This is a genomic window from Pseudomonas sp. ASL7, from assembly GCF_056680375.1.
In genome coordinates this window covers 1,727,775-1,750,666 of the sequence record NZ_CM155279.1, presented here as the reverse complement: position 1 = coordinate 1,750,666, position 22,892 = coordinate 1,727,775, and the positions used below count along the sequence as shown (strand labels likewise).

At 56.4% G+C, this 22,892-nt stretch carries 20 protein-coding genes and 3 pseudogenes; 11 read left to right on the top strand and 12 right to left on the bottom strand.

Translation table 11 applies throughout. The features are described 5' to 3' along the window. Positions 1-25: 25 nt before the first annotated feature. The 7 genes and pseudogenes from AC1MDT_RS07995 to AC1MDT_RS07965 all read right to left on the bottom strand — a co-directional run. Positions 26-1,081 (bottom strand): HoxN/HupN/NixA family nickel/cobalt transporter, encoded by a 1,056-nt coding sequence (locus tag AC1MDT_RS07995; protein WP_480421505.1) that lies wholly within the window; start codon positions 1,079-1,081, stop codon positions 26-28. A 179-nt stretch (positions 1,082-1,260) separates the two neighbouring features. Further along, the gene (locus AC1MDT_RS07990; RefSeq protein WP_480421504.1) at positions 1,261-1,764 is read right to left on the bottom strand and encodes a TlpA disulfide reductase family protein; all 504 of its coding nucleotides are present in this window, start codon (positions 1,762-1,764) and stop codon (positions 1,261-1,263) included. 106 nt (positions 1,765-1,870) lie between these two features. After that, positions 1,871-2,245, bottom strand: a complete 375-nt coding sequence (gene copC / locus AC1MDT_RS07985; protein ID WP_480421503.1) for a copper homeostasis periplasmic binding protein CopC — start codon at positions 2,243-2,245, stop codon at positions 1,871-1,873. Between the two features lie 169 nt (positions 2,246-2,414). Further along, positions 2,415-3,440 (bottom strand): TonB-dependent receptor, encoded by a 1,026-nt coding sequence (locus AC1MDT_RS07980; RefSeq protein ID WP_480421502.1) that lies wholly within the window; start codon positions 3,438-3,440, stop codon positions 2,415-2,417. A gap of 85 nt (positions 3,441-3,525) precedes the next feature. Beyond that, the gene (locus tag AC1MDT_RS07975) at positions 3,526-3,864 is read right to left on the bottom strand and encodes a DUF2946 family protein (protein WP_480422728.1); all 339 of its coding nucleotides are present in this window, start codon (positions 3,862-3,864) and stop codon (positions 3,526-3,528) included. A gap of 405 nt (positions 3,865-4,269) precedes the next feature. Then, positions 4,270-5,058: an SDR family oxidoreductase gene (locus AC1MDT_RS07970; protein ID WP_480421501.1), complete on the bottom strand. Its 789-nt coding sequence runs from the start codon at positions 5,056-5,058 to the stop codon at positions 4,270-4,272. 92 nt (positions 5,059-5,150) lie between these two features. Continuing rightward, positions 5,151-5,320 (bottom strand): annotated as a pseudogene (locus AC1MDT_RS07965) (amino acid ABC transporter permease/ATP-binding protein); the annotation flags it as partial. Positions 5,321-5,559: 239 nt separating this feature from the next. On the opposite strand from AC1MDT_RS07965, the gene AC1MDT_RS07960 reads away from it, so the two are divergent. The 6 genes from AC1MDT_RS07960 (at position 5,560) to AC1MDT_RS07935 (ending at position 11,479) form a co-directional block, all read left to right on the top strand. Continuing rightward, positions 5,560-6,984, top strand: a complete 1,425-nt coding sequence (locus AC1MDT_RS07960; protein WP_480421500.1) for an APC family permease — start codon at positions 5,560-5,562, stop codon at positions 6,982-6,984. 63 nt (positions 6,985-7,047) lie between these two features. Continuing rightward, the gene (speB, locus tag AC1MDT_RS07955; RefSeq protein WP_480421499.1) at positions 7,048-8,004 is read left to right on the top strand and encodes an agmatinase; all 957 of its coding nucleotides are present in this window, start codon (positions 7,048-7,050) and stop codon (positions 8,002-8,004) included. Positions 8,005-8,017: 13 nt separating this feature from the next. Next, positions 8,018-8,848 (top strand): polysaccharide deacetylase family protein, encoded by an 831-nt coding sequence (locus AC1MDT_RS07950; RefSeq protein WP_480421498.1) that lies wholly within the window; start codon positions 8,018-8,020, stop codon positions 8,846-8,848. Between the two features lie 10 nt (positions 8,849-8,858). Continuing rightward, complete coding sequence (locus AC1MDT_RS07945; RefSeq protein ID WP_480421497.1) at positions 8,859-9,782, top strand: NAD-dependent epimerase/dehydratase family protein; 924 nt, start codon at positions 8,859-8,861, stop codon at positions 9,780-9,782. 23 nt (positions 9,783-9,805) lie between these two features. Beyond that, positions 9,806-10,531: an SDR family NAD(P)-dependent oxidoreductase gene (locus tag AC1MDT_RS07940; protein WP_480421496.1), complete on the top strand. Its 726-nt coding sequence runs from the start codon at positions 9,806-9,808 to the stop codon at positions 10,529-10,531. Between the two features lie 36 nt (positions 10,532-10,567). Next, on the top strand, positions 10,568-11,479 hold the full coding sequence (locus AC1MDT_RS07935; protein WP_480421495.1) for a LysR family transcriptional regulator: 912 nt from the start codon (positions 10,568-10,570) through the stop codon (positions 11,477-11,479). A gap of 120 nt (positions 11,480-11,599) precedes the next feature. On the opposite strand, the gene AC1MDT_RS07930 is transcribed toward AC1MDT_RS07935, so the two are convergent. The 3 genes from AC1MDT_RS07930 to potE all read right to left on the bottom strand — a co-directional run bounded on the left by AC1MDT_RS07930 (position 11,600) and on the right by potE (position 15,545). Next, positions 11,600-13,123 (bottom strand): DUF2252 domain-containing protein, encoded by a 1,524-nt coding sequence (locus tag AC1MDT_RS07930; RefSeq protein ID WP_480421494.1) that lies wholly within the window; start codon positions 13,121-13,123, stop codon positions 11,600-11,602. 127 nt (positions 13,124-13,250) lie between these two features. After that, entirely contained in the window at positions 13,251-14,156 is a 906-nt protein-coding gene (locus tag AC1MDT_RS07925) for an amino acid ABC transporter substrate-binding protein (protein ID WP_480421493.1), read from the bottom strand. A gap of 48 nt (positions 14,157-14,204) precedes the next feature. Further along, positions 14,205-15,545 carry a putrescine-ornithine antiporter gene (gene potE, locus AC1MDT_RS07920; protein ID WP_480421492.1) on the bottom strand — a complete coding sequence of 447 codons (1,341 nt, stop codon included), beginning with the start codon at positions 15,543-15,545 and terminating at the stop codon, positions 14,205-14,207. Positions 15,546-15,903: 358 nt separating this feature from the next. On the opposite strand from potE, the pseudogene AC1MDT_RS07915 reads away from it, so the two are divergent. From AC1MDT_RS07915 to AC1MDT_RS07895, 5 genes and pseudogenes are all read left to right on the top strand, one after another. Next, positions 15,904-15,978: pseudogene (locus AC1MDT_RS07915) on the top strand (hypothetical protein); the annotation flags it as partial. 14 nt (positions 15,979-15,992) lie between these two features. Continuing rightward, positions 15,993-16,418, top strand: a pseudogene (locus AC1MDT_RS07910) (DUF2950 family protein); the annotation flags it as partial. A 180-nt stretch (positions 16,419-16,598) separates the two neighbouring features. Further along, a complete protein-coding gene (locus tag AC1MDT_RS07905; protein WP_480421491.1) occupies positions 16,599-17,273 on the top strand; it encodes a MarC family NAAT transporter in 675 nt (224 codons plus the stop codon). A 73-nt stretch (positions 17,274-17,346) separates the two neighbouring features. Beyond that, on the top strand, positions 17,347-17,925 hold the full coding sequence (locus AC1MDT_RS07900) for a hypothetical protein (RefSeq protein WP_480421490.1): 579 nt from the start codon (positions 17,347-17,349) through the stop codon (positions 17,923-17,925). A 209-nt stretch (positions 17,926-18,134) separates the two neighbouring features. Continuing rightward, complete coding sequence (locus tag AC1MDT_RS07895; protein ID WP_480421489.1) at positions 18,135-20,558, top strand: hypothetical protein; 2,424 nt, start codon at positions 18,135-18,137, stop codon at positions 20,556-20,558. 179 nt (positions 20,559-20,737) lie between these two features. Here AC1MDT_RS07895 and AC1MDT_RS07890 read toward each other — a convergent pair whose 3' ends face one another. After that, positions 20,738-21,595, bottom strand: a complete 858-nt coding sequence (locus AC1MDT_RS07890) for a hypothetical protein (protein ID WP_480421488.1) — start codon at positions 21,593-21,595, stop codon at positions 20,738-20,740. Positions 21,596-21,653: 58 nt separating this feature from the next. Continuing rightward, entirely contained in the window at positions 21,654-22,820 is a 1,167-nt protein-coding gene (locus AC1MDT_RS07885) for an XdhC family protein (RefSeq protein WP_480421487.1), read from the bottom strand. Positions 22,821-22,892: the final 72 nt, after the last annotated feature.

The window sequence follows — 22,892 nt, the reverse complement described above, 5'->3', positions numbered from 1 at the left end:
AGAGGGCTGCACCGGCCGCTTGAACTCAACGCTTTACCTCTAACGCATCAAACCCTTTTATGCGGTAGAGCATCACCGAAATGGCCCAGCTGGTGATAAAGATCCCGATGATGATGTAGCCGAGCAGGCCAAAGTGATCGTTGAGCTTGCCGATCACATCCCATGCTGGGCCCTGCAAGGCCAGCTTACTCGAGATCAGCCCCAGCGCTTCGATACTTGCAATGACCACTGCGACCACAACCGACACCAGAGTGATTGTCATGTTGTAGTAGATCTTGCGAATCGGCTTCATATAAGCCCAGCCGTACGCGCCCAGCATCAGGTGACCGTCCAGTGTGTCGACCAAGGACATGCCGGCACTGAAAAGAACTGGGAACACCATGATTGCCCACGGCGATAATCCTTGGGAGGCCTGGCTGGCGGAAATTCCCAACAGGGCGATTTCAGTGGCGGTATCGAAACCCAGGCCGAACAGGAAGCCCAAAGGGAACATGTGCCAGCTGCGGGTGACCAAGCGAAACAATGGCCGAAAAATTCTCGCAAGAAGACCACGATCTGCCAGCAGCATGTCAAAGTCGTCCTCGACATAAGCACCACCCTGCCTGACGTGTCGCCATGCCTTATAAATCGACCTCAAAATAATCAGGTTCATCAGTGCGATGACGAAAAGGAACAAGGCGGAAACCGAGGTGCTGATAACGCCCCCCATCTCCCTATAACCCGCAAAGTTGTCTTTCAACACTGACGTGGCGAAGGCGACACCAATGGAGGCGAGCACAACAACGGCAGAATGACCGAGGGAGAAGAAAAAGCCCAAAGTGACCGGACGCTTCTTTTCCTGCATCAGCTTGCGAGTGACGTTGTCGATAGCGGCAATATGGTCAGCATCTACCGCATGCCTGAGCCCAAAACCATAGGCCAAAAGAGCGGTGCCGAGCAATATCGGGTGGTCGTGGAAAGCCACGAGCGCCCACACCCAGGCAAGAACGTTAATACCGATCAATACGCTATAGATGCCAAAAAGCTTGGCTCGAACATGGCTATTTGAGTCGCTGAAAATCTGAGCGAGACGAAGAATCATCAGACATTACCCTCAGGGAATACGCGCCCCGGTTGGATTCAGGAGAGCACAAAACGAGGTCTGACTCCTGGACTCACTCGGCTCAAAGCCTTCGATCCAGATACAGTGGCGCGACCGTGCCGGGATTAAACCGGCTTCTCGTTTTGCAACATATGAAAACATTATGCCTGAGCAGAGACTCAATGCGCTGTCAGTAACGGCGTCACGAGTTTATCCAGTAACGGCAGATCTATTTTCGGGTCCCCCACGCTGCCGTCCTTGCGCACCACACCTTGCCTGTCGATGACGTAGGTCATCGGCATACGCCAGATTCGGCCAAAGCCCTGGAAGTCGGCATCTCGCTGGAACGCCGCAGGATAGCTGTAATGGGCCATGACCTTGTGCACCATAGCGTCGTCTTCCGGCTCATCCATGCTGATCGCAATAATCTTTAGCCCTTCGGCTTTGTGCTGCTGGTAATAGGTTTCCATGGCCGGCATTTCTTCACGACACGGCTCGCACCACGACGCCCAGAAATTCACAATCACCACTTGACCAACCTGTTTGTGCAAGTCAAACGTTTCGCCATTCAGAGTTTTTGCGGTCAGGCTCGGAGCGTGCTCGCCTACATCAATCGCCCATGCAGGCAGACCCACCAGGCTGCAACAGAATAAGAACAATGGCAGTAGTCTTTTTGTCGACATCAGGGTTCCCTCGGCTTCATGTGCTCAGCACAGCAGGCTCAGTCGGTTTCCGATCATAAAAATACAGTGACGAGGCGTCGGTAAGTGCTACCGACGCCCGACATCATCAGTCAGTGATCTTGAACGTGTAGTTGCCTTCGCTTTTGTGGGTGTCGACTGAAACGGCATGCCATTCGACTTTGTAAGATCCTGGCTTCAATGGTTGTTCTGGGGTAACGATCAACAGTTTCTTGTCGTTCGTATCCGTCTCGATCCCTTTGATGGCAACCGGTTTCCCGTCGTCAGTGATGGTCACTTGCGTGAACTTTGCTTCGACGCCTTCGGAGAAATTCAAACGCAGCTCTTTGGGAGCCGTAACGCTGCTATCGGCGGCAGGCATTTCGCTTTTCAGGTGAGCATGCGCAAAGGCATTGCTGATCGATGCGAGAGAGGCAATCAGGGCGACAGCAGTTATGGCTTTCTTGGTGAAATGAGCAGACATCTTCAAGTACCTCGATAGTGGGACAGGTGGTGTATCAACTCGGCATTTTCGAGCCCGGCAGGGCTGTATGCGCCTTATCTCGAATCACAAACTCAGGGTAGTACCGAGGGAGGGTGTGCTTACCCGTCACCCGGTGAGTGTCGGCGGCGAGCCGCCGACAGTCGGCGAACTAGAACGCGTAGCGTGCGCCCATGGTTGCGGTATAGCGCGGAGCAAGCTGCACGCCGTTGACGTTTTGATACACCGGCACCTGCACGAAGCTGTAGAGCGAAACCTTTTTACCGAGCGGCACCGTCACGCCTGGGCTGAGGTAGGCAAGCGTTCCGCCGGTACTAGTGGTATCGGCATTGGCGCCGTCGTCGTGCTCAACGTGTCGCACGTTCAGCTGAATTTGCGGTATGACGTAGGCGCTGCCCATGTAACGCAGACCCACATTCAGATTGACGCCGTCGCCGGGGCGATAGTGATCGCTTGAATCCAGCGCCTTCTGCACCAAACCTTGTGCAAAATAATCCCAGTTCTTGTTGAGCGTATCCATGTAATAGACACCCAGGATGCCATCAGTGGTGCCAGAGCCGGGTTGCAGGCCGCGATCGATAGCCACAGGTCCTGGAGCGGTAGGGTCAGTCGACGTACCCGTGTCGTCATGGGCGCCGGTGGGCAGTTTCAAGCCGAACAACACTCCCAGATTATGCTGCGGTGTGAACCCCTGGTAACGGCCGATGATCTTGACGTCACCGAGACTGGAGGTTTTGGAACTGTATTGGCCGCCACCATCACCCGGCGTGTAGCCGTTCGATGCTGTTCCCAGCGTGTTGTGGCTGCGAAAGATATAGGGCACTTGCAGATCCACACCCCAGCTCGGATTGAAGCTGTAATCCAGACCTAGTGTCAGATAATCATTGCGCGTGTACTTCTCCACTTCCTGCGGGTTGCCGTTGTTGGAGACTTGGCTCGCGGCGCTCGGAGAAATGGTACTGGTACCGCTGCGCAACTGGTTTTGATTCAGGTAGTCGTAGCGCAGATCCAGTTTCAGCCCGGACGAGTTACTGATACCGAGGTTGTCCCAATCAGAGCTGAGGGTGCAGCCGCAACTAGCGCAAGCCAACGCAACGTGCGGGAATAAAGCGGTGATAGACAAAACCGTGAACGGCAATACGGTACGCCGGGTACGGCGGCGTGATGGCATGACCATGGAGGTGACATTCCTTGATTAAGTTGCAACGCATAGGGGCAAACCTCCCGAGCAGGCTGGGGATGGTTTGTCATCGCAAAAGAAATCAGGAAAAAGCAGGTGGGCCGCGCGGCTCTGAGATCAGCCAGACTGCGCTGACGTACGGTTTATAGGCCGCTTGCGCAAGGGCTATCTCTGCGCGGCCGGAAAGCTGCCACTGTACGACGCTGGGCGGTAAACCGATGTCTACCGCATGCACGACGCACAACAGGCAATGGCATTCGTGATACTGATCCGGCGCGGGCTTGCGACTGTCTGGAGCCTGGGCGTGCCCGGTCATGCCGGCCATGTCGCAGTGTTCGCCCATCTCCATCGGCTGCCCATGTATAGCAGGCAGCATCAGCATCACGCTTGGCAGCAATGCTGCAAGCATGGCCAGGCACATGGCGAGCTGACGCAATGAGTGGGGAACCCGGGACATGGACACGAAATGAACGTCGCTAATTGTTATTAGGCCGAAATGGCAAAATCGAAATACTGGTATTGCCTCGGGTGCACTTCAAACCGGGTGCCCAGCTCGCGAACGCTTACAGTGATCCCGCGACGTTCGTCCTTCGTCGGCGCTAAGGGTGACAAACAATGGTAACAAGCACAACGCATCAACAATGCGTGCGGCATTGCGCCGCAACACGCGACAAAGGCACTGATACTGGACCTGGCAGAAGCACACAACCGACTCGGGTGGGCAGAGGCCATCTGATTGCGATCCCGCAATCCACCCCATCGGACACAGGAGGCGAATGGCGAAAGCATCTTTGCCATCCGCTCCACTTAATTGTGCCTGGGGCCTTTATTGGCTGGAGCGAACGGCCCCGCCATCAATCAACAGGTTCTGCCCGGTCAGGTAGCCCGCATGACTGCTGCAAACGAAGGCGCAAAGCGCACCGAATTCCTCGGGTGAGCCGAAGCGCTTGGCAGGGATTTCGCTGCGGCATTCGTCGAGGAATGCCTCACTGTCTTGCCCCAACTCCTGGGCAGCGTCGACCAGGTTGCCACGCAGTCGATCGGTATCGAATGAGCCCGGTTGCAGGTTGTTGATCGTCACATTACGACTGGCAATGTTTTCTTGCCGGGCAAGCCCTGCGATAAACCCGGTCAGACCACTGCGCGCGCCATTGGACAGACCCAGGCTTTCGATCGGGGACTTCACGGCACTCGACGTGATGTTGATGATTCGGCCAAATCCGCGTGTCGCCATACCGTCTACCGTTGCCTTGATCAACTCGATAGGGGTGAGCATGTTGGCATCCAGTGCCTTGAGCCAGGCGTCGCGGTTCCATTCGCGGAAATCCCCGGGAGGAGGGCCTCCAGCGTTGTTGATCAAAATATCGAAATGCTCATGGGCCATGAGGGCGGCCGCCCGACCCTCAGGCGTTGAAATGTCCCCGGCCACGGCGATGACCGTCACATCAGGATTTATCGCTCTGAGTTGACGGGCTGTTTCATTCAGCGTCTGTTCGCCGCGGGCGGTGATCACCACGTTCACGCCTTCGCTGACGAGTGCCTGTGCGCAGGCTTTGCCCAGACCTTTGCTGGCGGCGCATACCAGCGCCCAGCGTCCAGCTATTCCAAGATTCATGCGTGTTTTCCTGAAAGAAGGAAGCTCAAAGAAAGTGGTTGCCTACTGCAGCACCATGCTCGCGCATGATCCTCAGTCGTAGACAGGTTTGGCTAACGAGTACTGATTCCCATAGAGCGCCGCACGCTCGATTCCGGCATCGCAACATATGGATTCAGGTGCAGCATCCAGTCGGATATCGACATGGCGAAGTCCATTTCATGGGTCACCATAACCATGGTCATACCTTTACTACAAGGTCGCTTATGACGTTCAGCACATCGGCCATGGGGATGTGTGGACTAAAAATCCGATTGGCAAGTTGCCAGCCGAGGTCAAGTAGTGGCCATCCGTGCTGTTTTGCGCAAGTCAGCTTTCGTCTTTGGTAATGGCTGCTCCGCGACATCCCCCCTATCTTGAACTGGCGTAAATACCCGACATGAATCGGGTGTTACTCAAGAGCTCTGTCCTACAAGAAGCGTTTTCGCTAACTGCCAATAAAAAACGAGCCTGGGAACAAACATGAAACTCTACGAACTTTTCGGTTACGACCGTCACGGTGTAGTCAGTGAGCTTGATACTGCGCTCAACAAAGGAAAGCTCAATACCAAGGATGTCAGCTTTTCCGCGTTGGGGTTCAACGCTCCTGCCTGGGTGGCGGCCTCGTCGATGTCGATCCTCTATTCTATTTCCGGCCATCAGGCGCCCCTGGCGATCTTGATTGCGTTCTTTTTCCCTATGCTGGTGTTGGCCGTCTGCATGGTTTCGCTGACGCGCCAGGCACCTTCGGCGGGGGGCATCTTTACCTTTTGTTCGCGTTTTTTGCATCCGGATATCGGCTGCATTCTGGGCTGGACCTATGCCGTCGCCTGCATCGCCGTAACGCCGATGTGTGCGTTGATCGGCTCCGAGTACATCCAGGCGCTGATTCCTTCGCTCGCGGGAGAACTCAACGCGAAGATAATCGGCACCTTGTTGATCGTGACCTTCTTTGCGGTGTCAGTACGCGGGGTGGGTGTGACCGCGAAGCTCGCCAGTACCTTTCTGGTCTTCGAAATTGCCGTGGTAGCCGGGCTGGGCTTCATGGGGTTGATCCATCCTCAGGTCGAGAATCTGTCGTTTACCTCGATGTATTCACTGCAAGGCGCCGGTGGTTTGGCGGCGATTGGCCCGGGCGTACTGTTTGGTGTGTGGATGCTGGCGAACTTCGATTCAGCCATTAACTACATCGAAGAGGCGCGCGTGCCGGTTCGAACCGTACAGCGCTCACTGTTGATCGTTCTGAGCTCGGCCTTCGTGATCTACAGCCTGGCGGCCATCGGCTGGCAATACGCTGTTCCGGTCGAGCAACTGGCTGCCATTGTTGAAAACGGCAACGGAGGGCCTATCGCTGCTGTCGCCAATGTCTACCTGCCACCGGCCATGGCTTGGCTCGCGCTGTTCGTGGTGATTACGTCGGCTTGCGCCGGCCTGCAGATTTCTTCCAATTCATCGGCGCGCACGCTGTATCGGATGAGTGAAGAAGGGCACCTTCCGGGCGCCTTTCGCGCCGTCAACCGCTTCAAGGCACCGTGGTTCACCCTGGGGTTGGTGTCGCTCGCCGGCATCGCTTTACTCTGGTGGAAGCCGCTGGACAAGATCGTTTGGTATTACGACGTCGTCACCATCACCCTGGTGATGTCCTACATTTCGGCGCTGGCGGCATTCATGGTCATGACCTGGAAGCAACACAAGGTGCTCACCGCAACACTGCTTTCGATCCCCGCATTGCTGGCGCTCTTTGTACTCGCTTACATCGGTTACACCGCAGGGGCCAACCCGGTCTCCCCGGACGATCTCTATACCGCCTGGTATTTGGGAGCGCTGTCACTGGTGACCGGCGCGCTGATCGTGCTCTCGGGTAAACGCCGCCGCAGAGAGGTCGGTGCGGTGCCGGCGAAGGCGTGAATGCTGTCCTGTAAATCCCTTCTTTATTTTCAATTCATCTGCTGATAGCCAGGAGTAATCTTGATGGCCAATGATTTCCCGCAACCTCTGGATGCCTCCGTCATCCCACGTTTTGCAGGCATCCCGAGCTTTATGCGCCTGCCCATATTCACCGATCCGGCCGATGTGCAAATCGCTTTGCTGGGTATCCCCTGGGACGGCGGCACCACTAACCGCGCGGGCGCCCGACATGGTCCGCGGGAGGTGCGCAACCAGTCGAGCATGATGCGCAAGGTTCATCACGTCAGCCATATCGCTCCCTACGACCTGGTGCGGGTCGGCGACCTGGGCGACGCGCCGGTCAACCCGATTGATCTGCTCGACTCGCTCGAGCGCATCGAAGCGTTCTATCGACAGATCCATGAGGTCGGTACGGTGCCGTTGTCCGTCGGTGGTGATCATCTGGTGACCCTGCCGATCTTCCGCGCCATCGCCCGGGATCGGCCCATCGGCATGGTCCACTTCGATGCCCACTCCGATACGAATGACCGTTACTTCGGCGACAACCTTTACACCCATGGCACGCCCTTTCGCCGTGCGATCGAGGAGGGGCTGCTCGACCCCAAACGCACGGTACAGATCGGTATTCGCGGCTCGATCTATTCGGCAGAAGACGAAGACTTCGCCAAGGACTGCGGTATCCGTGTGATCCATATGGAGGAGTTCGCCGACATCGGCGTTGCCGCAACGATTGCCGAGGCGCGACGCATCGTGGGCGACGAGCCGACCTATATCACCTTCGATGTCGATGTTTTGGACCCGGCGTTTGCCCCGGGCACTGGCACCCCTGAGATCGGTGGCATCACTACGCTGCAGGCGCAGCAACTGATCCGGGGCCTGCAGGGCCTGAATCTGGTCGGCGCCGATGTCGTGGAGGTTTCGCCGCCCTTTGACGTGGGCGGGGCCACGGCGCTGGTGGGCGCGACCATGATGTTCGAGTTGCTGTGCATTCTCGCCGACTCAATCAAGCGCCGCTCGTAGAAGGAATCTATTGATGACTGCCTGGCCTGAGAACAAACGTTTTGCCGTGACCTTGAGTTTTGACCTGGATGCAGAAAGCGCCTGGGAGCCATTAAGCCTCTCCGGGCGCCGGCTCTCCTTGCTGTCGATGGGCGCCTACGGTCGCCGTGTCGGGGTGCCGCGCCTGCTGGAGTTGCTGGCCCGCTACGGTGTTCGAGCGCAGTTCTACATTCCCGCCCGGGTGGCCGAGATCGACCCAGATGTGGTCCGCAGCATTGCCGCTGCCGGCCACGGGATTGGCTGCCACGGTTACTTCCATGAGCGCGTCGATGAACAGACGCCCGAGCAAAACCTGCAGATTCTCAAAGACTCCAAGGCGTTACTCGAAGCCACCATCGACCGGCCAGTCACCCATTACCGCGCACCGTTATGGGAGCTGACCCCGGACGTCATTGACTCGCTCATTGCCCTGGGCTTTCACAGTGACAGCAGCTTGATGGGCGATGACCGGCCGTACCGCGTCGGTAGCACCGAAAAGAGCCTGCTGGAGTTGCCTGTCAGTTGGTTGCTGGACGATTGGGAGCAGTTCGCTTATTCGGCAGAGCCTGCGGTGGGCAGTGTGATCGAAGACCCGGAAAAGGTCTTTCGACTCTGGTCGGCGGAGCTGGAAGGGATGCGTCACTACGGCAGCCATTTCATCCTGACCATGCACCCGCAATTGATCGGCCGTGCGTCGCGCATCGCGATGCTTGAGCGGCTGATCCAACAGGTTCAACGCTATGACGATGTCTGGATCTGCACGCCTGACGATATCTACTCACGCTGGCAGGCGGGCGATTTGACTCTGCCGCTGCATCCTTACTGAAGGACGGATCATGAACATACTGGTAACCGGGGCCAACGGATTTCTTGGCCAGGAAGTGGTACGGCAGTTACTGGCTCAGGGCAATGAAGTGGTGGGCTACGACCGCAGCCTGGTGTGCGCCATTGAGCACGCTGCTTATCGTTACGTACAAGGCGATCTGGCTGACCTGGCGAGCTTATTGGAGAGCTGCCGGAGCCGTCCGGTCGACGCGATCGTTCATACCGCGGCGATCTCGCACCCGGTGGACTCGCGGCGTATTCCCTTGCAGACCGTGCTGACCAATGCACTGGGCACCACCCATGTATTTGAGTGCGCCCGGCTCAGTGGTATCCCTCGGGTGGTCAACCTCAGCTCCGAATGCGCCTATGGCCCCAACCGGGAAATGGACGTGATCGATGAGCGAGCTCCCCTCGAACCGACCACGCCGTATGGCTGTACCAAAGTGTTTACAGAAAAGCTGGGCCAGGTTTACAGCGACCTGTACCAGGTCAGCGTAGTGTCCCTGCGTCCGGGCTGGATCTATGGGCCTGGCCAGTTCATGCAGTGCTATTTGAAGAGCATGCTCAGAAGCGCGATCGACAACGAGCCGTGGCATGAGGAGGAGGGCGGCGATTACCGTTTTCAGTACGTGCACGTCGTGGACGTCGCCCACGCGTGTGTGCTGGCTGCCACCGTTCAGGAAGAAAGGTTGCAACAGCGGGTGTTCAATGTGACAGCCGGCGAGCAGGACAGCTACCGGTCGGTCGCGGCGCGGATTCGCAAGTCCTACCCCCATGCCCAGCTCAGCATCGGCCCCGGGACCTTGAACGTGCTGGATGAAAATGCGCGTTTCGACATTTCGGCGGCAGGCGAACAATTGGGCTACCGCCCCCAGTTCGACCTGCACGAAGGCATTGCCATGTATGCGCAGTGGCTGGAACAGCATCCTTACTAATAGTCTGAAGGCTGAGGTGATTCATGAAAACCTTTCTGGTAACCGGTGCTGCCCAGGGAATCGGCCACGCGGTCGCGCTCGCGCTCGGTGAGCGCGGCAGTCTTGCCATTCTCAACGACTTGCACGAAAGCCCGGCGCTGATGGCCTTGGCCGATGAGCTGAGGGCGCGAGACGTGGAGGTGCGTCTTGTCGTGGGCGATGTGTCGGACCCCGCAACGGCAAAACGCGCATTTGCCGGGCTGGAACGCCTGGATGTGTTGGTCAACAATGCGGGATTCTTGCAAGAAGCGCCGCTGAGCGAGCTCAGTTTCGAGGACTGGGACCGGATGATCCGTGTTCATCTCTATGGTGCGTTCTTGTTCTGCAAGCCGGCGGCGGCCTTGATGACAAGCCAGGGCAGTGGTGCGATCGTCAATATCGCCTCTGACCTCGGGCAACTTGGGTGCGCTAATCTCTGCCATTATTCGGCTGCCAAAGGCGGAATCATTGCACTGACCAAGTCATTGGCGAGAGAGTTGGCGGTTCAGGGTGTACGGGTAAACGGAGTAGCCCCCGGCGGCACGCTGACGCCGATGGTCGAACGCTTGGGTGAGGCTTATATTCGCGAAGAAGCGCTACGTTACCCTATGCTGCGGCTCGGAACGGCGGAAGAAGTGGCGGCCGCAGTAGTATTCCTTGCCTCGCAGAAGGCCAGTTTCATGACCGGGCAGATATTGGGTGTCAATGGCGGTGGCGTGATGAACGGCTAATTGTGGTCGGGCCGACAAAAACGAGGAGAGGGCTGCATGCTGGTGAATTTGACGGATGTGGATCTGCGCATGCTGCGGATTTTCTGCGCAATCGTGGATGCTGGAGGCTTTACGGCTGCACAGGTTCCGTTGAACACCAGCTTGTCACGCCTCAGCGTGCTCGTTCGAGACCTTGAGGTCAGGCTCGGCTACTCGTTGTGTAAACGCGGGAAAAGCGGTTTCCAGCTGACTGAAGAAGGTGAAGAAACCTACGCCGCGGCCCAGGAGCTATTCTCCAATATCGGTCATTTTCGCCAGCGCACTGCAGTGCTCAGTGGGCGTCATCGGGAGTTGCTGCGCATCGGCACGGTCGACAGCCTGATTACCCTTGAACACAGCCCTGTCCCTGCAGCCATTGCTCAGTTGCGCGCTGAACAGCCCGACGTCCATATCGATTTGCAGGTTATGCGTCCCGACGAGCTTGAACAGGCGGTCCTCGAAGAGCGCATCCAGGTCGCCATTGGCGCGTTCCACCATCGTTTGTCCGGGCTCCACTATCAGGCGCTGTTCGAAGAAGAGCAGCATTTGTATTGCGGCAGCGGTCACCCGTTTTTCCTGGGCTCGGATCAGAACCTGACTTTTGAAGCGTTATGCGCGGCGGACTATGTCGATAGAGGTTATGTCGCAGAGAACAAACGACCGTGCGAGCTCAGGTTCGCCAGTGCAGTCAGTGCCTTTTCCATGGAAGCCATTGCGTTGCTGATATTTTCCAACACTTATATTGGTTATCTGCCAACCCACTATGCGGCGATCTGGGTCGAGCGAGGCAGGCTTCGATCAATCATGCCGCAACGGTTAGCTTATCGTTCTGCCTTTCATTGCATTACCCGCCAAGGCGTAGAGCAAAAACGTACCGTAAGCCGGTTTCTCGATAGGCTCACAGCTCATGCGACACTTCATTTGCCTTAGATCTCGACGTTCCGGGTTCCACACGTGGGATTATTTTTCTGCGTTCGGGTAGGCGTCCAGCGCGATGTACAACTGCCCGGTGAGTAATTTATCGCTACGAGCCTGGGCAATATAGCGAGGCTAATCATCCTCCCTCAGCGCTTTGATCTTCCCTGTTTTTTCTGCAGCCACCAGCGCCGCATGGTCCTTCGCATTTTGATCTGCATAGCTCGCTGCAAACTTTCCGATGGCCTGATCGAATGTGTCCGATTTTCCCAAATAGCCACTGATGAGTGCGGCGTCTCCGGATTTGGCATGTGCGCGAGCCAGTGTGAGACCGCACAACTCGGCGTACAACTTCATTTGCGCGGCCGATGCGCCTTCAATAGGCGCGGACATTTTCATGTCCCGCAATTGGCGCACAAAATAATGGCGATCTTTTTTGCCTTGCGTCCAGCCCAGGAAAATGTCGCTGGACGACTGCATCAGCCGTTGCCCGGTGACCACGCGTTGCCCTTGATTTCCGTAGATGCTTTTGCCGGCATAAGGCGCCAGCACGGAAGGGCACGCTTCCTTGAACTGCAGGAGCAACGGGTGATTTTCCGCAGAAAAAAACAGCCCGACAAAACAATACGTACCGACGCTGCCGATGCCCACGGCTTTCACGGCAAAGTCTTCCAGGCGATAGCGATCAAACAGCACGCGCCGCTCATCAGGCAGCGTCAATCGGTAGGCTTGCAACGCCAGCTGAACTCTGTGCTCGAAGCCTTTTTCGTAAATGTGAAAAAGTAACGGCGGTTGATCGATCAGGCGCCGTCGCCCCGCGACCTCACTACTGATTGTTGGATAAAGGTAGTCGCCGACACGAATCCTCGCCTTCGCCACAACTTGCTCACGGAGTTTTTTGACGTTGGCATTGGGAGCCATGTCGATAATTGTTTGGGTATCAAGGCGGTCATACCAGACGTGCAGCGGACTTTGTTTCGAGAGTTGGCGCAACCGTTCACGATAAGCACGAACACATTCGACGGTGACAGCCAGCGCTTGCTTATCGGTGAGTTGGTTATTGCGCGCGGCCACGGTAAAGCTGATCGCTAGACGTTTAACATCCCATTCCCATGGGGCCGGAAGTGTTTCGTCGAAATCATTGATGTCAAAAATCAGATTGCGCTCGGGCGTCGCAAACAGTCCGAAATTCAACAGATGGCAGTCCCCGCACGCCTGTACCCGAATGCCCGTGTTCGGTGTAGTCGCCAAGTCGTGGGCCATCAACCCGGCAGCGCCGCGTAAAAAGGTGAAAGGGCTGCGCAGCATGCGACCGTAGCGCACCGGGATTAGATTGGGGAGTCGAAACCGGTTTGACTCTTCAAGGAGTTCGATAGGGTCGCGGTGCTTGCTCGGTGGTTTCCATACAGCGTGAGACGAATGTGGCACGCTTTTGCATAATTGCTCACCGGCGCTCAAACGTTCTTTGCGCGAGCGAAAGATTGGTTCGTCCCCTATGCCTTTCGCAGTTTTTGTCGAGCTTGCGACAGTCGTTGTTTTGGCGGGCGACATTTCCTCTCCTTTGCTCAACAGACGTAAATCGCCATTACGAACAAGCCTTTCACGGGCATCAATGTCCATCGACAACGACCATTCTTCAAAGCGTAGCAGCTGAAGCATCGGGCGCTATTCCACCCAGGCCAAGTTGAAAACCCGCTCGCCAGGCTTGCTGCGACAGCCCCTGGCGGTGGACAACCTGCCTGTCCGACACGGTGTAATTATCGAGCCCGATATTTCTCGCTTGTACCTAAGGTATCGCATAGACCTTGAACAGCTTTTTGGCCGTGTCGCCGGCGCCACCCAGGTATTTGTCGAATGCCTGCTCGATTTCGCCGGAGCGGTACATGTCGCTCAGCGCGGTGTCGACCAGCAAACGGAAACTTTCATCGTCTCGATCCACCGCCATTGCAGTCGGTGCGTACTCAAAAATACGCTCCAGTAGAATCAGATTTCCTGCTGAGTAATGTGTACTGAGGCGGTTCTTGAGCATCATGCGCTCAGAGAAGAACGCATCGGCTTTGCCTTCGGCAACCAGCTTAAGGCCTGCGTCAGTGTTCTCTACTGTGACCAGAGTAGCTACCACACCCAGTAATCGCATCTGCTGACGGATCCATGTCTCGGTGATTCCGCCAGCGGTGGTGACATAGGTTTGGTTGGACAGCCCACGGTTGACAGTCGCTCGCCACGCTGGCCCGGTATTAGCCACCTTGCCATTAAGCGCATTGAGCAACTCCTCTGATGCATCCTGGCGCACCACCGCCGAGAGGCCGGCCGTGTAGATCGGCACCGAGTAGCTCACAACCTTGCGCCGCTTGAGTGTGGGGGGAGTGGGCGAACAAAGAATGTCGACTTTCCCCGAGCTGACGGCACTCATCTCGTCGGTGGCTGTAACGGGCTGGTAGCGTATTTGCAACCCGGGCAAACCCAACTCGGTCTTGACTTTGTCGGCGATTTTCAGACAGAGATCGATGGCATAACCGCTGGCTTTATCGGCTGCCTGGACGCTAAAAGGTGCGAAGTCCGGCAGGTAGCCGAGGGTGAAGATATTGCTCGTCCGCACGCGTTCAAGTGTGTTGGCATCGGCCAGTACCGGTACTAGCGTGAGCAAGCAGGCGAGCAGCAGGTGGTTGGCTTTGGTCAGTTTTACGTTCATGTCCTGGTTCCCCGAATTCAGATGTCTGTGCAGTCCTGAAGACAACGGTCAAGGGTTGTCGGCCCGGATCTGAGCAGTTGGAGATACCTCGACAAAACGTTTGGCGAGGAAGCCATAGAGCAGGTAACCGAACGCAAGGACAAGGGTGCCGCCGAACACGGCGTCTTTGCCGCAGGCATACAGGGCGTACAAGGAATAGGCCACGGCAACCAGTAATAGCGTGGTGTTGCGGATGTATACGCCTGCACTGACTTTGGCTTTGTACATCATGACCAGCAGGCCGGTGGTCGCCGTCACGTAGGGGATCAGGTTGGTCACTGCCGCGAGGCTGACGAGTTTTCCGAACTGGGCGCTGGCATTGGGCGAAATGGTCGACAGCGCCATCAATGTCTGCAGCACACCGCAGACCAGCATGCCGACGATGGGTGCATTCAGCGCGTTGACCTTGCTGAACAATTTCAGGAACAAACCTTGGTCAGCCGTCATCTTGGCCGTTTGCGCCAGGGTGAATTGCCAGCCCAGCAGCGAACCAACACAGGCGATCACCGCCAGGGCCATGATGATGTGGCCCACTAAAGGGTTGAACATGTGCGCATAGACGAGCGCGAAAGGGGCCGATGAGTTGGCCAGTTCGGCGTTGGGTATGATGCCCTGAATAACCGTAGTCGACAGCACATAGACCACTGCCGCACCCAGCGTGCCGAACAGGCAGGCCAGCGGCACGGTGCGCTTGGGATCTTCCACTGCATCGGACGCCTGTGCCGCGGACTCCATGCCGAGGAAGGCCCACAGGGTCAGGGGAATAGCCTTGCTGATGGCTTCGGAGATTGGCAGGGTGTTCGGGTTCCAGGCGGCGGCAAACAGATCGGGCTTGAACCAGAACCAACCGATGATGCTCAAGCCGGCCACCGGGATGATCACCCCCCAGACGGTAATCGCACCGATCTTGCCGGTGATGCTGGGGCCACCAAAGTTTGCCACGGTGGTCAACCAGAGCAAGCCGACCGTCCCTGTGAACAGCGGAATGGCGCCACTCCCCAGCCAGGGTACGAACGATGTCATGTACCCGACAGCGGAGATGGCGACCGCCACGTTGGCGATGGCCAGCGAAAGGAAGTACAGATACGAGCAAAGGAAGAACCCTGATTTTGCGTGCGCTTCTTCGGTGTAGGCGGACAATCCGCCTGAGCGCAGACAGTAGATGCCGCACTGGGAGAAGCAGTAGGCGATGGCCATGGAGCCTATGGCGGTGACGATCCATGACAGCAATGAAACGGCCCCGAGTTGGGCCATGCTCGTCGGCAACATGATGATGCCCGAGCCCATCATGTTCACCGTTACCAGTGTGGTAAGCCCCATGAGGCTCATTTTCTTGCTTGAGTCGGCCATCGGAAACTCCTTGATCTGCTCAACGCATTGACCCTGAATCCGGCGCTGACTACTTGTCGTCGGGCGAGGGGCTAAACCCTGGTTTTTGACCACATAGATCTTGTAGCTGCGAGCTGATCATGTCCTTGTGCATGGACTCATCAGTAAGCCAACCCCTGGCTCAACCTTGCCCGAGCGGACAGGGATCATCGAGGCCAGTGAAAGCGTAGCCAGTAACGTGTGGATGCAGTGAAATATTGGCAACGCTTATATGTTTGCTACCATTAACGAACGGCATCGAGGCTGAGCTCTGTGGCTTGCAGAGTCGGCTTTCACCTCCCTGATATTTATCGGCTCATTTCAAGCCTGCCTGACCAAAATGGGGGGCGGCGTGTACGTCCCCAGTTACAACCCGACAACAACCTACGGCACCTGGCCCTATCCTGCGTCGCCTCCCGCCTCCCGCCTCGTGACGGTGACGGCGCCCTTGAGTATGCGCAGAAAATCTTCAGCACCGCCGGCAAGCACGACGGACTCTATTGGGCGGACGACGATAGCGGTCAGATTAGCCCGTTGGGCCCCTTGTTCGGCAAAACTATTGCCGGCGAAGACTGGCATGGTTATCACTTCCGCATCCTTGAAGGCCAAGGTCCTTCGGCACCGGGTGGCGCCTACAGTTACTTGATCGGTGACAAGATGAGCCGTGGCTTTGCACTGATCGCCTGGCCGACGAAATACGACGACACTGGGGTGATGAGTTTCATGATCAGTCATGAAGGTGAGGTGTTCGAGAAGGACCTGGGACCCAGTGGTGAAAAATTGGCTCAGTCGATGAAACGCTTTGATCCAGACGACAGCTGGAAGATAGTTACTGCAGATGAAGAGAAGCAATAGTTCTCTCGGCCTTGCCCACCTGCTACGGGCTAGTGGTAAAAATCCAAATCATGCCTAAACTCATTTGGAAGTCCAGTGCTATTTCGAAAGATAATGTTAGGTAAAAACAATGCCGGAACTCATTAAACTCCGCAGCTCCTTGTTACGAAGTGTTTTCAGGTGTTTGCAGGATATACAGCGATGACTAGTTTATTTGACGCAATTTTGCTCGGATTACTGGCACTGCTGCCCTTGATCAATCCCCCTACGACAGTGGCACTTTTTTTAGCCTTATCCCAAGGGCTCAGTCGAGAAGAAAAAAATAAACAGGCATTCCTGACAGCCTTTTACGTATTTACCATTATGTTACTTACTTATTACATTGGTGAATTTGTTATGGGGGTTTTTAGTATATCCATCCCTGGCTTGCGGATTGCCGGCGGTGGGATTCTCATTGTAATCGGCTCAAGCATGTTGTTCCCCAAGCCCCCAGAAGCCTCTTCTTCTCGCGATAGCGGGGCAAAGCGAACCAGCTTTGCATTCATACCATTAGCCATGCCCAGCACGGCTGGCCCTGGTACTATTGCGATGATCATTAGTGCTTCTGCCACCATTAAAAACAACACATCGTTTCCGTCCTGGGTATTGTTGGCAGCACCTCCATTAATCTTTCTTTTAACCGCTTTATTATTGTGGTGTTGCTTATACGCTTCGGACTTGATTATGAAGGCAACAGGTGAGTCAGGCATTGATGCGATCTCACGCTTAATGGGCTTTTTGCTCGTGTGCATGGGGGTTCAATTCGCTATCAACGGATCGGTAGAGATTGTACAAACCATTATCAATAACAATACTCAACTATTGCACTCTCCGTAGGCTCGTTTATTCCCTTCTCTGACTCGAGATCCATCGCGCTGTTGTCTCAGCCATCTCATGGAAAAGCAGGCCTATGAAACCGATCCGCTCCCTTACCTGCGTTGTTGCCCTTGCCTCAATCATCTCCACTGCCAGCCTTACCGCCCGTGCAGCCGATGTGCCGCTGGGAAGCCATACTATGGAAGGTCACATCATTACGCGGGTGCTGGCCGTTGATCGGGCGAATGATCAAATCACTATAGAAGACGCCAACAAAAGCCCGGTCTCCATCCAACTCACGGACAAAGCCAAGGCCCTGCACAATTTGAAAGTCGGCGACGAGGTCGATATACACGTTATTCGCTCAATCGCCTACGTGCTCGACACTGATGTCGATGGCGCGCCAGGCATAAGCGACGAATCAACGACTATCCGCGCCAACAAGGACAATCCTAATCCGGGCGGTGAGGCGGTTCGCCGGGTCAAGGTCACTTCGAAGATCACTCACATTGACTTGAAAACGCATGAAGTGACCTTGCTTCCTCCAGAAGGAAAAGTGACCGTTCTGAAGGTCGAGGACCCCAAGCTTCGGGCCCGAATGAAGAAGCTGCGGGTTGGTCAGACGGTCAATGCCATTTACACCGAAGTAATGAAGGTAAAAACCTCACGCTAGTCCAGCCTTTGAGTAAAACCGTCCACCCTCACTAAGTTGTCACTGGCGGTGCGTTGCAGACGAAATTAAATGGCCTATCTTTATAGTTCCGCCCACTGACGCCGATGTGAACCCATCCGTCAGTCTCAGCCGGCGACATTTTCATCATCTACCCTCCATGGGGCTGACCAAGAAGCGGCAATATCCTTAAAACAGGTTCGGAGCGCGTTATGACAACATCAAATCGGCCTATCCGTGCACTGATGCTGATGTTTGCATTGTTTGTCGTCCCGCCGCTCCGAGCCGCAACACCGGACCCCGGCTGGCCACGTGAACTTGTCCGGGCCGACGCGACCCTCATTTACTACCAACCACAGGTCGACGAGTGGAGAGATTTCAAGGAACTGAGCGGTCGCATGGCGATTAGCATTACCCCGAGCGGCCACAAGCCACAGGTCGGTGTGGTCACAATACAGGCGCATACCGATGTGGATCTCGACAGCCGCACTGCACTGTTAACCAATCCTCAAATTACCAGCACCGCATTCCCCGATGTGGATCAGGCAACAAGCCAAAAGCTGGATCAGCTTGTGCGCACGTTTCTCAATCCACAGGTTTCGCTGACCCTGTCCGTCGACCGCTTGGTCGCGAGTGTGGAGAAAAAAAACACGCCTCCCGTTGCAGAGGTCAAGAACGACCCGCCAGCAATCCTCGTGAGTTATGGACCGGCGATCCTGCTGTATGTGGACGGGGAGCCAACGCTCGCACCGATTCAACATTCAGACCTTTCGTTCGTGGTGAATGCCAACTGGCCACTGTTCGCCGACACTGCCAGCCACCAGTACTATCTGTTCAACGGGCATTCATGGATGACGTCGACCGACCTGAAAAGTGGCTGGGTGGAAACGAAGGCGCTTCCCGCCTCGATGTCAACGGTGCCGGCCGATCCTGCCTGGGCAGATCTGAAGCCCTACATTCCGATGCCGAAAGCACAAAAAGCCTTGGCCCTTGGCGTGTTCTACAGCAGTCCGCCTGCCGAGTTGATTGTCTTTGACGGGCAGCCGGTCTATACCTCGATACCCGGCACCCAACTGGTGTTTGCCAAGAACACCGATAGCAGTGTGTTCGTCTACTCACCGACCGGGACGTTCTACTACCTGACCGCCGGCCGATGGTTTTCCGCTCCAGGCCTCGGCGGTCCATGGACGTTCGCAACGAATGAGCTGCCACCTGACTTTGCCCGGATACCGCGTGACAGCGCAGCTGCCTGGGTCCTCAGTTCCGTGCCCGGCACACCGGAAGCCGCGGATGCGGTACTGCTCGCACAAATCCCGACAACCGTTGAGGTGAACGCCGCTGCCGCTGCGAGTGCAGTCAAGGTCTCGTACAGCGGAGAACCGGAGTTCCAGCCAATTGAAGGCACTGCACTCTCATACGCAACCAATACACCTGACAAAGTGATCAAGGTCGAGAATCGTTACTATGCCTGCGCTCAGGGAGTGTGGTTCGACTCTTCGACACCCGCTGGACCTTGGCAAACCACGACCTCGGTACCACCTGTCATCTATACAATTCCGCCCAGTTCGCCCGTCTACAACGTGACTTATGTCACGCAGCAAGTCACGCCCACCGGCACTGTACAGGCGAGTTACACGCCGGGATATCTGGGTGTATTCATCGCCGGCGCAGTGGTGGGCGCGATCATCGCGCAAGGTAATGGGTATTACTATCCGCCTTACATCGGTATAGGGCGCGGTCGTTATCCTGCTTATTATCCACGTCCGATGCCCTACGCCTATCGTACTTACAACCCTTACACGGGGGCCAGCGGCATAAGAAGAGGCGCTTATGGACCGAATGGCGGTGGGCAATGGGGGGCGTCGTACAACCCCTACACTGGCACCTACGCTCGGGGCGCAGCGGTGAACGGGCGATACGGCAGCGCGGGTGTCGGGCAGGCATACAACCCCTACACCGGGGCCTATGCTGCTACGCGCCAAGGCTCGAATGCTTATGGTCAATGGGGCAGTTCCGTCGTGACGAAGGGCAACCAGTGGGCGGCGACTCAGCATGCGACGACGGCGAGAGGCGCGGTCGGTACGTATCAGAATTCGGCAGGCGGTAAGGCAATTGCCAGCACGAGTATCAATGGCCGTGCGGCGGCGGCTAAAACCGCGAGCGGCGATATGTATGCCGGACGTGATGGAAATGTCTATAAGAACACCAATGGCAGCTGGCAGAAATACCAGGATGGCTCCTGGTCTTCGGTCAACAAACCCACGCCAAAAGGCACGTCACCAAAAGCACAAAGTGCTCAACCACAACGCAGCAACGTGGGACAGGCGCCCAATTCAGCGACCAACCAGCAACGAGTAAAACAACCTCAACAGCAGCGCACCGAAGTTAACCAGTCAAACAATTCAGCGACCACACAGCAAAGAGTGCAGGGCGCTCAACAACAGCGCTCGGTGCCGTCGACCTCTGAAAGGCCGAGCAGCGGTTCTACACAACGCCCGGCAAGTGGCTCTAGCCGATCAAACGGGCAGGCGTCCGTGGGTGAATTGGATCAGGACAGGCAGAATCGACAGAGAGGTGCAGCCCAGAGTCGCCGCCAAACCCAAGCCGAGCGTGGAGGGGGTGATTTTCGTCGGTAGGAGGAAAAAGGGACCGCCCGGATAATCCGGGCGGCGCTGAAACGGCGGCACATACGTTACGTGAACGTCGTTGACCTTGCGGTTGAAGGCGAACTCGGGAAAGCGTAGACCTCTTTGGGCGGCGTGACAGCACGTCGTAAACAGTCGGGGCGATGTCATTGACGTAGTGGAATTGCGGCTTACAGATGCCATTCCAGGTTCAGAAATGGCGTATTGGCCTCGGTACCAGGTGTGTTGGCAGAGTTGTTGCCAAACTTGTTCTTCCAATATTCGTAACCCACCCCGGCAAAAAAGGTGTTTTTCTTGCCAAAAGTGAGTTCACCCACGTCCACTAGTAAGGATGCGTGCACGAGCGTCTCACTCACGGTGCCGTTACCGAAGCCGTCCTTACCCTTGGGCGGGACGAAGTTGGCAAAGCCCTTGAACTTGAGCGGTACCGAACCGAGCTGGAATGGAATGTCCCAAGCGGTTTCAAGGTAATAAGTGTTGTTGAAGCGGATATCGTGCTCCTGGGCGAACGACAGGCCATTGTGGTTGCTCTCGGAGCGGTACATCACACTAAAGTCCCAGAAGCCCGGCACATCGAAATTGATCGTCGGGCCAATGACGAGCATGCGTTTTGCCGGCGCAAAGGTAGTGTTTTTGGTGTTCCAGTCGAGGCCGCCTGAGAGTGACCAGTCCCGAACGGGCCCCCACTTGAAGTTCTGGCCGGAAATTTTGTTGAGTGAAAGTTGATGGCGATACACCACATACACCTCGGTAGCGCCGTTGTCGCCACCGTTGGCTGGATCGTGTGTATCGGAAAATAGCGTCTGTACGTCGAAGAAGTTACTGCCGTATTTGTATCCATCACTGTGAGTGAACTCAACTATATTCTTGGCAATCGGACCATTGATACCCGGCTCGGCGAAACGAGTGCCATACAAGTAACTAATGGAGCTATCGCTCCAATCGGCCGCTTGTACTGAAGTGGCTGCGCTTAATAATAGAGTACTGAAGGCAAAGGTCTGGCGGACGAGCAACTTATGGTTATTCATCTTATATTTCCTTGAGTGGTCGCCCATTTCGAATAAAGGGCTGTTTTTTATATTTGCCTCAATTAACCGCTGCCGCCTCTTCAAGCTTTTCACACACTCGCAAGTCCACCTGATGAATCGGCTTGCTCCGATGTTTCAGCATCCCGCCATGACGCTGATTCAACACTGCCGTCATCTCCGCCAGATTCGAGAGCGCCACGCTTTCGGGCGCATCGCCGCCAAGGTCCAGGCCCATTGGGTAGTGCAACTGTTGCAACGCATTCAGCACCGGAATGTGTTGGCGAATGTCGCTCAACAATCGCTCGGTCCGCTCTCGGGGACCGAGTTGGCCGATGTAGGCCGGTGCGGCTTGCAGCAACTGGCCGAGCCAGTGACGGTCCTGGCGGTAGCTGTGTGTCATGACGGCCACCGCGGCGCCCTCGATCAGCGGTCCGAGGATGAAGGGGGTGTCCAGGTTCGCGCAGATCACTTCATCCGCCTGCGGGAAACGCTCGATCCGGGCAAAGTGGCTACGGCTATCGATGACGCTGACGTGCCAGCCCAGCAGTTTTGCCATACGCACCAGCGGCTGGGCGTCATGGCCGGCGCCGAAGATCACCAGGCGCGGGGGCGGGGCGACATACTCGAAGAACACTTCGACTTCGCAACGGGCATCGGTGTAGAGCCGCAAGGAGGACTTTTTCTCGGTGAGAGTTTTGCGCAGTTTTTTGCGGATAGTGCTTTCCAGTGCTGGATTTCGAAGAGAGGGCGCTGCGTCCGACAACACCCGATCACCGACCCGTACCAAGGCATTGCGTGACGTGGCAATGATGGTCGCCATGGCGGCGGGTTGCCGACTGTCACGCACCTGCCGCAACAGTTCGACGGCCGGTGACGGGGTTTTCGCGCGCAGGCGTTCGAGCATGACGAATACCGTGCCGTTGCAGCCGAGACCAAAGGTCAGGTTGCTTTGTTCGTCGTCTTCATCCTCGGTGGCGCCAGTGCTGTAGCGGCGTACCACCGGCTCGCCGGAATCGGTCAGCCACCAGGCTTTTTTTGCCAGTTCCTGTTCCAGGCATCCGCCACTGACGGTGCCGATGGTGCGGCCGTGGACGGGGATGAGCATGCGTGCGCCGGGGCGACGGTAGGCCGAATCTTCGACCTTGACCACGGTGGCGAGGATGGTTTCTTCGCCTTGCCGGGCGGCGGTTTCAATGGCTTGGAGGAGGTCGTTGAGGCTGGACATAGTGTGTTATCCAATGATTGGTGCTGATTCTGTAGGTATCGGCTTGCTGGCGACGGGCCCTTGAACCAGGCA

Bases quoted from the DNA above. Each gene is read 5' to 3' on its own strand.
- AC1MDT_RS07995 (WP_480421505.1), bottom strand. From the start codon at position 1,081: ATGATTCTTCGTCTCGCTCAGATTTTCAGCGACTCAAATAGCCATGTT.
- AC1MDT_RS07990 (WP_480421504.1), bottom strand. From the start codon at position 1,764: ATGTCGACAAAAAGACTACTGCCATTGTTCTTATTCTGTTGCAGCCTG.
- copC (WP_480421503.1), bottom strand. From the start codon at position 2,245: ATGTCTGCTCATTTCACCAAGAAAGCCATAACTGCTGTCGCCCTGATT.
- AC1MDT_RS07980 (WP_480421502.1), bottom strand. From the start codon at position 3,440: ATGGTCATGCCATCACGCCGCCGTACCCGGCGTACCGTATTGCCGTTC.
- AC1MDT_RS07975 (WP_480422728.1), bottom strand. From the start codon at position 3,864: ATGTGCCTGGCCATGCTTGCAGCATTGCTGCCAAGCGTGATGCTGATG.
- AC1MDT_RS07970 (WP_480421501.1), bottom strand. From the start codon at position 5,058: ATGAATCTTGGAATAGCTGGACGCTGGGCGCTGGTATGCGCCGCCAGC.
- AC1MDT_RS07960 (WP_480421500.1), top strand. From the start codon at position 5,560: ATGAAACTCTACGAACTTTTCGGTTACGACCGTCACGGTGTAGTCAGT.
- speB (WP_480421499.1), top strand. From the start codon at position 7,048: ATGGCCAATGATTTCCCGCAACCTCTGGATGCCTCCGTCATCCCACGT.
- AC1MDT_RS07950 (WP_480421498.1), top strand. From the start codon at position 8,018: ATGACTGCCTGGCCTGAGAACAAACGTTTTGCCGTGACCTTGAGTTTT.
- AC1MDT_RS07945 (WP_480421497.1), top strand. From the start codon at position 8,859: ATGAACATACTGGTAACCGGGGCCAACGGATTTCTTGGCCAGGAAGTG.
- AC1MDT_RS07940 (WP_480421496.1), top strand. From the start codon at position 9,806: ATGAAAACCTTTCTGGTAACCGGTGCTGCCCAGGGAATCGGCCACGCG.
- AC1MDT_RS07935 (WP_480421495.1), top strand. From the start codon at position 10,568: ATGCTGGTGAATTTGACGGATGTGGATCTGCGCATGCTGCGGATTTTC.
- AC1MDT_RS07930 (WP_480421494.1), bottom strand. From the start codon at position 13,123: ATGCTTCAGCTGCTACGCTTTGAAGAATGGTCGTTGTCGATGGACATT.
- AC1MDT_RS07925 (WP_480421493.1), bottom strand. From the start codon at position 14,156: ATGAACGTAAAACTGACCAAAGCCAACCACCTGCTGCTCGCCTGCTTG.
- potE (WP_480421492.1), bottom strand. From the start codon at position 15,545: ATGGCCGACTCAAGCAAGAAAATGAGCCTCATGGGGCTTACCACACTG.
- AC1MDT_RS07905 (WP_480421491.1), top strand. From the start codon at position 16,599: ATGACTAGTTTATTTGACGCAATTTTGCTCGGATTACTGGCACTGCTG.
- AC1MDT_RS07900 (WP_480421490.1), top strand. From the start codon at position 17,347: ATGAAACCGATCCGCTCCCTTACCTGCGTTGTTGCCCTTGCCTCAATC.
- AC1MDT_RS07895 (WP_480421489.1), top strand. From the start codon at position 18,135: ATGACAACATCAAATCGGCCTATCCGTGCACTGATGCTGATGTTTGCA.
- AC1MDT_RS07890 (WP_480421488.1), bottom strand. From the start codon at position 21,595: ATGAATAACCATAAGTTGCTCGTCCGCCAGACCTTTGCCTTCAGTACT.
- AC1MDT_RS07885 (WP_480421487.1), bottom strand. From the start codon at position 22,820: ATGTCCAGCCTCAACGACCTCCTCCAAGCCATTGAAACCGCCGCCCGG.